At 70.1% G+C, this 9,743-nt stretch carries 8 protein-coding genes and 1 pseudogene; 1 reads left to right on the top strand and 8 read right to left on the bottom strand.

Annotation, left to right across the window (positions count from 1 at the left end; genetic code table 11):
• On the top strand, positions 1–691 hold a 691-nt coding region (locus I53_RS12680), incomplete at its 5' end, for a peptidase inhibitor family I36 protein (protein WP_083936042.1).
• A 9-nt stretch (positions 692–700) separates the two neighbouring features.
• On the opposite strand, the gene lpxB is transcribed toward I53_RS12680, so the two are convergent.
• The 8 genes and pseudogenes from lpxB to I53_RS35080 all read right to left on the bottom strand — a co-directional run.
• Positions 701–1,879, bottom strand: a complete 1,179-nt coding sequence (lpxB, locus tag I53_RS12675) for a lipid-A-disaccharide synthase (protein WP_043351222.1) — start codon at positions 1,877–1,879, stop codon at positions 701–703.
• On the bottom strand, positions 1,876–2,739 hold the full coding sequence (locus I53_RS12670; protein WP_043351220.1) for a UDP-2,3-diacylglucosamine diphosphatase LpxI domain-containing protein: 864 nt from the start codon (positions 2,737–2,739) through the stop codon (positions 1,876–1,878). The genes lpxB and I53_RS12670 overlap by 4 nt, the downstream gene beginning before the upstream one ends.
• An 11-nt stretch (positions 2,740–2,750) precedes the next feature.
• Positions 2,751–3,569: an acyl-ACP--UDP-N-acetylglucosamine O-acyltransferase gene (gene lpxA, locus I53_RS12665; RefSeq protein ID WP_043351218.1), complete on the bottom strand. Its 819-nt coding sequence runs from the start codon at positions 3,567–3,569 to the stop codon at positions 2,751–2,753.
• Positions 3,566–4,042 carry a 3-hydroxyacyl-ACP dehydratase FabZ gene (fabZ, locus tag I53_RS12660; protein WP_043351216.1) on the bottom strand — a complete coding sequence of 159 codons (477 nt, stop codon included), beginning with the start codon at positions 4,040–4,042 and terminating at the stop codon, positions 3,566–3,568. The genes lpxA and fabZ overlap by 4 nt, the downstream gene beginning before the upstream one ends.
• A 109-nt stretch (positions 4,043–4,151) precedes the next feature.
• On the bottom strand, positions 4,152–5,213 hold the full coding sequence (gene lpxD, locus I53_RS12655; protein WP_043351214.1) for a UDP-3-O-(3-hydroxymyristoyl)glucosamine N-acyltransferase: 1,062 nt from the start codon (positions 5,211–5,213) through the stop codon (positions 4,152–4,154).
• A gap of 50 nt (positions 5,214–5,263) precedes the next feature.
• On the bottom strand, positions 5,264–7,834 hold the full coding sequence (gene bamA, locus I53_RS12650; protein ID WP_043351213.1) for an outer membrane protein assembly factor BamA: 2,571 nt from the start codon (positions 7,832–7,834) through the stop codon (positions 5,264–5,266).
• A 420-nt stretch (positions 7,835–8,254) separates the two neighbouring features.
• On the bottom strand, positions 8,255–9,409 hold the full coding sequence (locus I53_RS12645; RefSeq protein ID WP_043351211.1) for an RIP metalloprotease: 1,155 nt from the start codon (positions 9,407–9,409) through the stop codon (positions 8,255–8,257).
• A 166-nt stretch (positions 9,410–9,575) separates the two neighbouring features.
• A pseudogene (locus I53_RS35080) lies at positions 9,576–9,743 on the bottom strand (MFS transporter); the annotation flags it as partial.

The raw sequence follows: 9,743 nt of genomic DNA, 5'->3' as shown, positions 1-9,743 counted from the left end.
CGAGAAGGAGGCGGACCATGGGTGCGGTCGTGCTGCGGATCCGGGCGGCGGGGCGCGTTCCGGCTCCTGGCGTCGCTTCGCCCTGCCGGCGCTCCTCGTCCTAGGCTGGGTCGGCCTGTTCGCCTACAGCGCGGCCTACCTGACCGAGGACCTGCCGTTTCGCCCGACGGCGCCGGAGGCCAGCCCCTCCGCGGGGGGCGCCGCCGGTCCGCGCGCCACGGCGCGGCGGGTCGTGATGCTCGACGCGCCCGACCCGGGTGCCCCTGCGGAAGATCCGCCCGGCCAGACCGCCATGGCGGCGCCCACGACACCGCCGCCGCCCCAGACGGCCACCGCGATGCCGGGAGCCGCGGCGAATGCCCGACCGGCGCCGCACCCCGCCCCGGCCCCCGCTGCGGCTGAGTATGTTGGCGTCTGGGGTCCGACTCCCGAAGCCTGCGGGACCCGATCCCGGCGCCGGGGCTACATCCCCGCCACGATCACGCAGGATCGCGCCCGCGCCGGCCGCACGATCTGCCTCTTCCACGACATGCGACGGGTCGGCAGCGCCTGGGTCGCCGCCGCCGAGTGCAGCGACCGTGGCCGGCGCTGGTCGTCGCAGGTCCGCCTGCTGGTGGATGGCGAGCACCTGACGTGGTCGAGTAATCGCGGGACATCGACCTACACCCGCTGCAGTCGCCGCGCCGGCTGAGCGGCCCCGTCACGCCCTCGGATCGGACGCGTGGCGCTCTGCCGCGCGCAGGACGATGCGCGCGGCGGCCCGGCTCGGCGTGTCATTCGCGGCGAGCCGCATCAGCCCGTCGATCCGGGCGAGGGCAGCGAGCTGTGCGTCGCGGCCCGCACCGCCTGCCAGGAGCGACCGCACGGCGCCTGCCAGGCGCTCCGGCGTGCAGTCGGCCTGGACGAATTCCGGCATGGCGTTCTCGGCCAGGATCAGGTTCGGCAGCACGATGCTCGGGACCTGGATCAGCCGGCGGGCGATGAATTCCTCCGCCCGCGAGACCTTGTAGGCGACGACCATCGGGACGCCCGCGAGGGCGAGTTCCAGTGTGACCGTGCCGGAGGCGGCGAGCGCCGCCCGGGCCTCCCGGAAGGCGGCGTATTTCGGCGCCTCGCCGGTGACGATGCGGACGGGCACCGTCCACTCCGCGGAAAGCCGCTCGATCAGCGCCCTGTGACGCGTCACGGCGGGCAGCACCGCCTCGACCGCGAGGCCTTCCGCCACCCGCGCCAGCGCCGCACCGAAGACCGGCATCAGCCGCTCGATCTCGGACCGGCGGGACCCCGGCAGCAGCACGAGGCTGTAGGGAACGGACTCGCGCCGCCGCTGCTCGGATGCGGTGGGCCGCAGTTCCGGAAGGCGCTCGATCAGCGGGTGTCCGACATAGGTGCAGGGCGGCCCGCAGAGCCGCAGATGCGCGTCCGGCTCGAAGGGCAGCAGGGCCAGGACGTGGTCGATGAACGGTCGCATCCCCTTCGCCCGCCAGGGCCGCCACGCCCAGACGCTCGGCGACACGTAATCGATGATCGGGATGCCGGGGGCCACCTTGCGCACCCGCCGCGCCACCGCGTGGGTGAAACCCGGACTGTCGATGATCACCAGCACGTCCGGCCGGGCGTCGACCGCCGCCGAGACGGTTTCGCGGATGCGCCGGAGCAGGGTCCGGGCCCGGGCGAGGACCGGCAGATAGCCCATCACCGCCACGTCATCGAGGGGGAACAGGGATGCGAACCCCGCCTCCGCCATGGCCTCGCCGCCGACGCCGCCGAAGACCACGTCGGGCGCCGCCTCGCGCAGGGCCCGCATCAGCTTGGCGCCGAGCTGATCGCCGGAATCCTCGCCGGCCACGAGCCAGATGGTCCGGGGCCGGCCGGTCACGGCGTCCCTCCGTAGCCGACGACGAAGAGACCGAGGCGGTCGGCTTCCGCGGCCGTGGCCACCCGGTCGATGACCAGGGTCCCGCCGGCCTCCAGCGCCAGGCCGACGCAGCCTGCCTGGGCCGCGTTGCGCACGGTGCGCGGTCCGATGGCCGGGAGATCGATGCGGCGGTCCTGGCCGACCTTGGGGGCCTTCACCAGCACGGTGGCGGGCATCGCCCGCCCGAACCCGAACGGACGGCGCCCCAGGGCCCGCGCCCGGGCCAGCATGCGATCGGTGCCCTCCGGCCCCTCCACGGCCAGGATCCGGTCGCCGGCCAGGGCCACAGCCTGTCCCAGATCGTAGGGCGAGAGGGCGTCGAGGACCCCGCGCCCGGCGCGAATCGAGGCGGCCGCCTCGGCATCCGGAATCCGGCGCCCGATGGGGCCCTCCGGGCAGAGCAGGTCCGGCGCGGCCTCGTGGACGCCCACGACCCTGTGGCCGTCCTCTTCCACCAGCGTGACGGCGGCGCGCAGGAGGCGGTCGTCGCCCCCGCCGGCGATCGCCCGCAGGGCCTCCCGGTTGCGCAGGGCGGCTCCGGCATTGAGGATCGCGGCCGGGCTCGGCCGGGAGACGCCGCCGGCCGGTACCACGACCGTCGGCCCCCAGCGCCGCAGAAGCTTCAGGGTGGCGGCGAGGTCGAGCAGGTCGACCGTGGCGTCGGCACTGGCCCGCAGGGTCGCCCCCGTGAAACCGCGCAGGGCGATCACGCGGAAGGGGCGGCGCGCCCGGCGCAGCGACTCGGCGACGAGTTCCGGCAGCCGGCCGGCCCCGGCGATCAGGACCAGGGCCCCCTCGGGGTGCGGATCGGCCTCGGTCACGGCCCGGCCGCTCAGGCGGCGCTGATGGGCGTCGGGATCTCGCGCGGCGTGCAGATCGAGCGCTTGCCGCCGAGGCGGATGAAGTCGAGGATCTCGCGGACCGCCGCGTGGGATTCGAAGGTCGCGGCCACGTCCTCCACCCGCTCCATCAGCGTGCCCTCGGGCGCGAAGAGCAGGCGGTAGGCGCGCCGCAGGGCGTGGATGTCGTCGCGGGCGAAGCCGCGGCGCTGCAGCCCGATGATGTTGAGTCCCGACAGGTAGGCCCGGTTGCCGAGCACCATACCGTACGGGATGCAGTCGTTCTCCAGGCCCGACAGGCCGCCCACGAAGGCGTGCGCACCGACGCGCGCGAACTGGATCACGGCGGCGCCGCCACCCAGGATCGCGTAGTCGCCGACGCTGCAATGGCCCGCCAGCATCACGTTGTTGGAGAAGATCACATGCGCGCCCACCCGGCAGTCGTGGCCGACATGCGAATTCGCCAGGAAGGTGCAGTGATCGCCGACCACGGTCTCCAGGCCGCCGCCGCTGGTGCCCGGGTTCATCGTGACGCCCTCGCGGATCAGGCAATCGGCGCCGATCGTCAGGGTCGAGGCCTCGCCCCGGTACTTCAGGTCCTGCGGCTGGTGGCCGATCGACGCGAAGGGGAAGATCCGGGTGCGGGGGCCGATCGTGGTGCGGCCCGCCAGGACGACGTGACTGATGAGTTCGCAATCCGGCCCGAGCACGACCTCGGGGCCGACATGGCAGAAGGGGCCGATCCGGGCCCCGTCGCCGATCCGGGCGCCGGACTCGATCACGGCGCTCGCATGGATGAACGGCGCGGTCACTCCGTCACCAGCATGGCGCTGATCTCGGCCTCGGCGACGAGGTTGCCGTCGACCCGGGCCTCGCCGCGGAACCACCACATGGTCCGGCGCTGATTCAGCTTCGTCATGTGGAAGCGCACCTGGTCGCCGGGGGTGACGGGCTTGCGGAACTTGCACTTGTCGATGGTCATGAAGAACACCTGCTTGGTGTTCCGTCCGTCCGCCCGGATGTGGCGGCAGCAGATCGCGCCTGCCGTCTGCGCCATGCCCTCGATCAGGAGCACGCCCGGGAAGACCGGCATGTCCGGGAAGTGTCCCATGAACTGCGGCTCGTTCGCCGTGACGTTCTTGATCCCGACACAGGACTCGTCCCGGTCGATCTCGACGATGCGATCCACCATCAGGAACGGGTAACGGTGTGGCAGCAATTCCAGCAACGTCTGGATATCGGCTATGCCCAGCTCGGTGCCGGTCTCGCGCGCCGCCTCACTCATCGAAATCCGCACCTCGACTTGCCGCCCGGGGCGGCTTGCAATCCGGCCGCTCTTGGCGGGCCGAACGCCCTCTTCGGAAGAAATCGCCGGAAGCGCAAGGCCTTCCCGGTCAGGTGTCCTCGCCGCTCAGGTCCTTGCCGCCGCGCTCGGCGAGGCGGGCCAGCGTCGTCAACTCCCGGAACCAGGCCCGGACCGGCTTGGCGGGCGTTCCGCCCCAGCGGCTGCCCGGCGGCACGTCGCGGTTGACGTTGGACGAGCCGGCGATCTGCGCACCGCGGCCGATGCGCAGGTGGCCGACGACGCCGACCTGCCCGCCGAGGACGACGTAATCCTCCAGGGTGGTCGAGCCCGAGATGCCGACGCCCGACACGATGACGCAGTGCCGCCCGATCACGACGTTGTGGGCAATCTGCACGAGATTATCGATCTTGGTCCCCTCCCCGATCACCGTGTCGCGCGAGGCGCCCCGGTCGATCGTGGTGTTGGCGCCGATCTCGACATCGTCCTGAACGATCACCCGCCCGACTTGCGGAACCTTGAGGTGGCTGGCGCCCATGGCGAAGCCGAATCCGTCCTGGCCGAGGCGCGCACCCGGGTGGATGATCACCCGGTTCCCGAGCAGGGCGTGGCTGAGCGTGGTGCCGGCGCCGATCGCACAGTCCCGCCCGATGCGGACGCCGGGACCGATCACGGCATTCGGCCCGATCACCGTTCCTGCGCCGATCTCGGCACCCGGCCCGACGACCGCGCCGGGATCGACCGTGACGCCGTCCTCGAGCCGGGCTTCCGGATGGACATGGGCGCCGGACGCGACGCCGCGGACGGTGAACTGGGAGCCGGGACGCAGGGCATCGGGATGCAGACGGCCGAGCAAGGCCGCATAGGCGCGGTAGGGATCGCGGCTGACGAGGGCGACGGTGGTCGCGGGACAACGTGCCGCGAACCGGGGGGAGACCAGACACACCCCCGCCCGCGTCGCGGCGAGCGCGTCGCCGTAGCGGGCATTGTCCATGTAGGCGAGGTGCTCCGGACCGGCACTCTCCAGGGAGGCCGCGCCGCTGAACCGGCGTTCCGGATCCGCTCCGTCGGGGAGGCTGGCGCCGGCGGCTGCCGCGATCTCGGCCAGGGTGAGGCCATCGGCGGCGGCGGTGAAGAAGATGGGATCTGACATGCTCAATAACGCGCCGGCCGGGACAATCCGGCCGGCGCGCGCGATTTTTATCAGAAGCGCGAGCCGCCGGAGAAGCGGAACGCCTGGACCTGATCCGCGCCGATATGGCCGAACTTGCCGAGGATCGGGACGAACACCTTCTGACCCTCATCCTTCGACAGAGCGTAGGCGTAGTCGAACCGGATCGGGCCGAGCGGCGAGTTCCACAGGATGGACGCGCCGATCGAGGAACGGATCGCCGCCGTGTCGCGAACGTTCACGCATTCCGGCTCCACGCCGATCGTGAAGGCGTTGAAGTTGCACTTCCCGGTCGTCGGCGAGATGCCGTTGATGAAGGCGTCGCCGTTCACGTTGAAGTTCCGCTGGCCGTGATAACCGAACAGCGTGCCGGCATCGGCGAAGAGCGCGCCCTTCAGGCCCAGATCCCGCGGAATGAGGGGCAGCGGGAATTGAACTTCGAGGGTACCGCCGACGTAGGTCGAACCGCCGATCGCGTTCGAGCGGGCATCGGCGATGCCGACGTCGCGCGGACCGATGCCGTTCGGTGCGAAGCCGCGGACCAGCGACGGGCCGAGGAAGAACTGGTCGGTCACCCGCAGCGGGTCGTTGTTGAGCGACGAGATGTGGCCCCCCTGGAAGCGGATGAAGCCGACGACGTCCTCGAAGATCTCCTTGTAGTACCGCGCATCGGCCGTCACGCGGAAGAACTTGGAGTCGCCACCCAGGCCGGCGACGTCGGGCTTCAGCTCGGCGTAGAGGCCGTTGCGGGGCGCGCCGATCACGTCGAGGGTCGAGTAGGCGAGCGTCAGGCCGGCCAGCGAGGTCAGCGTGTTGCCCTGCGAACCCTTGATGGCGATCGAGGCTTCGCCGTCATACGCGCAGTTCGGGTAGATCGCCTGGCCGCCGATGTTCCGGCCCGTATTCGGGTCGATCGTGCCCGCCGCGTAGGTGGCGGTGTAGCCCGGGATCGGGATCGAGCAGTCGTTGTACGGCCGCTTGAGGGTGTTCGGGACCTTCAGCTCGGTGTTGTACAGCGAGTAGCGCAGCGTGATGCCGAACTCCTCGGTGATCGGCAGGCCGAGGCGGAGCTGGCCGCCATACACCGTGGTCTCGTAGCGCGAGTACCGGGTCAGGTCGGAGTACTTGTAGAAGGCGTCGAAGCCCGCTGCCAGCCGGTAGCCGAGGAAGTACGGCTCGGTGAACGAGAAGTCGACGCCGCGCGAGTACTGGCCACCCGTACCGGCCAAGCGGACGTACTGGCCGCGGCCGAGGAAGTTCGACTCGGAGACCGAGACCTCGCCGATGATGCCGTCCTGGGTGGAGTAGCCGCCCGCCACCGAGAACGAACCCGTGGGCTGATCCTCAACGTCGATGTTGATGACCACGCGGTCCGGGGCCGAGCCCGGCTCGTTGGAAAAGCGGACCTTCTTGAAGAAGCCGAGACCATTCAGGCGCCGCTCGGCGCGGTCGGTCAGCACGCGGTTGTAGGCGTCGCCCTCGGCGATATCGAGTTCGCGACGGATGACGTAGTCGCGGGTCCGGGTGTTGCCGCGGATGTTGATGCGCTCGACGTAGACGTGCGGGCCGTCTTCGACCACGAAGCCCAGGGAGACCTGATGGCTGGCCGGATCGCGCTGCCCGGTCGGGCGGACCTGCGCGAAGGGGTAGCCGGCGCGGTTGACCTCGCGGGTGACGTTGTTGAGCGTCTTCTCGACGTCGTCGGCGTTGTAGATGTCGCCCACTGAGGTGGCGATGTCGGTGTCGAGCTTCGTGGTGTCGAGGCCCGGCAGACGCGAATCCACCTGGACCGCGCCGACCTTGTACTGCTCGCCCTCGTTCACCGTGATGGTGATGACGTAGCCGGACTTGTCGCCCTCGACGTAGCGCGCGTCGGCGCTGACCACCTGGAAGTCGGCGTAGCCGTTCTTCAGGTAGTAGCGGCGGACCTGGTCGAGGTCGTTGGTGATGCGGTCGGGATCGTAGACGTCGGAGGTCTTGATGAACGACAGGAAGTTCATCTCCGAGGAGCTCATCAGCCCCTTCAGCGTCCGCTCCGAGTAGGCGTTGTTGCCGACGAAGTTGATCGAGAGGATGCCGGTCTTATCGCCCTCGTCGATCTGGTAGATCACGTCGACGCGGCCGTTGGGCAGGTCGACCGTCCGGTAGGTCACCTTGGCGGTGCCGCGCCCGAAGCGCTTGTAGACGTCGCGGATGCGCGCGAGGTCGGCGTTGATGATCGCCTCGCTGTACGGGCCGCGGGCCTTGGCCTCGACGATCCCCTCAAGGGTCGCCTTCTCGACCTTCTTGTTGCCCTCGAAGACAACGCGGTTGATCAGGTTGTTCTCGCGGACCGTCACCACCGTGCGGCCACCCGACTGGGCGACCTTCACGTCGGAGAACATCCCGCTCGCGAGCAGGTTGCGGCGGGCCTCCTCGGCGGAGCCGGACGCCGTCCCGGTCACGTAGGACCGGATCGTGTCAGCATCGACGCGCTGGTTGCCCTGGACGACGATCTGCTGCGCCTGGGCGGCCCCGCTCAGGACAACGCCAAGACCCGCAGTGACTAGGACGATGGTTTTCCGCACCGACTTACGTCGGGGCTTCCCCGTCAACGACATCATGCAATCGCCCGTTTCTGTTCTGGTCGCGGGGGTTAGCCCGTCACAGGCGACCGTTGATCGGCCGTCCCGTCACCTGGTCCAAGCGTGGCTTCGGTCCAAGCGTAGCTCTTACCGGGATTCCCCAGCCAAGCAAACGCGCGGGAGGCCATCGTCAGGGGATTTTGGGGGGTCGTGGCCTTCGCGCCACTTAACGGTGCGGTCAGCATGAAGACAAACCGCAGATCGTGGTGAACGCCACGTAAATGTCTGGACTGTCGGTGGTTTTCAGACCCGATCGCGATCCCGTGAACAGGATCTTAACCCGGTTTCACCCCGTCGGAGCGGTGCCATCCGGGCGGCGTCCGGGCGAGACCGCGGCGGGATTGGGGCAGCCTTTCCGGTGGAGATCCGGCGGAATCACAGGATCCCGCCGGCCCCCAATCAGGTGTTCCGCCAGGAGGCGCCGAGATTGAGGATGTCGTTCCAGGCGGCGAACAGCATCAGCATCAGCACCAGGGCGAGACCGATACGAAATCCGATCTCCTGGGCCCGCTCGCTGAGCGGACGGCCGCGCACCACCTCGAAGGCGTAGAACAGCAGGTGTCCGCCATCGAGCAACGGCACGGGGAACAGGTTGAGCAGGCCGATCGAGACGGAGAGCAGCGCGATGAGCCCGACCAGACCGCCGACGCCGCCGGTCTTGGCGACCTCGCCGGAGACGCGGGCGATGCCGATCGGACCCGAGAGCTGGTCGGCGGATTCCCGGCCGGTGACGAGCTTGCCGAGATACGAGAAGGTGCGCTCGACGACGAAGTAAGTCTCCTTCACGCCGAGATTGAGCGAATCGAGCGCCCCATAAGTCACGAGGCGGGCCTCCGAGCCCGCGGGCGACCGGATGCCGAGCCGGCCGATCCGGTGGCGGCCGAACGGCGTCTTCTCCTCGAAGGTGGCGGGCGTCGCCTGGATCGTGATGGGCTGGTCGTTGCGCTCCACCGTGAAGGTCAGCGGCGTCCCGGCGCTGCCGGTCACCGTGCGGTACATGGCGTTGAAGTCGCCGATCTTCTCGCCGTCGATGGCGGTGATCACGTCGCCGGGCTGGAAGCCGGCCTGGGCGGCGACGCTGTTCGGCTCCACCGACGAGACCCGGGCGGGCAGCTCGTAGCGGCCGCCCAGCCAGATCGCGCCGGCGAAGAGCAGGATCGCCAGGATGAAGTTCGCCACAGGGCCGGCGGCGACGATCGCCGCGCGCTTGGACACGGGCTGGGTCGGGAAGCTGATCGCCCGCTCCTGCGGGCTCATCCGGGCGACGGCCTCGGGATCGGGCATGCTGGCGCCGTTCACGTCGCCGTGGAACTTCACGTAGCCGCCGAGGGGGATGGCGCAGAGCTTCCAGCGGGTGCCGCGGCGGTCGTTGAAGCCGAACAGCTCGGGGCCGAAGCCGAGCGAGAAGGCGTGAACCCCGACCCCGCACCAGCGCCCGACCAGGAAGTGGCCCATCTCGTGCACGAACACCACGACGGTGAGCACGAATAGGAACGGAATCACTGCGCCGAAGAAGCCGCCGGCGGTTCCGCCCATCGCGTTGAGGAAGTCCATACGCCGTATCCTGGCCGTCTCGGCGCCGGCTTCTCGGGCCGGCCATCCGCCCTGTCTAGCAGATCGGCGGGGCCGACCGCCAACGCAATCCTGCGGGGCGGCTGCGGAAGGTCGCACGCGCGGTCCGATTCCGCACCCGCCGACCGCCCGGGATCGGGGCAGCCCGTCAGTGGCCGGCCCCGCCGCCCGCACCGGCCTGGGGCCGCCGGATCATGGGAACGGCGCAGGCCATCGCCAGGAACAGGACCGTCAGGGCCAGGAATACATCCTCGAAGGCCATGACCAGGCCCTGGATCCGCACGGTGTTGGTCATCGCTTCAGCGCCATCCCGACG

Origin of the sequence: Methylobacterium sp. B1 (genome assembly GCF_000333255.1) — a bacterium.
Lineage (GTDB): Bacteria > Pseudomonadota > Alphaproteobacteria > Rhizobiales > Beijerinckiaceae > Methylobacterium > Methylobacterium fujisawaense.
Note: the sequence above shows the minus strand (reverse complement) of the source record. Positions and strands in the feature narration are given on the sequence as shown.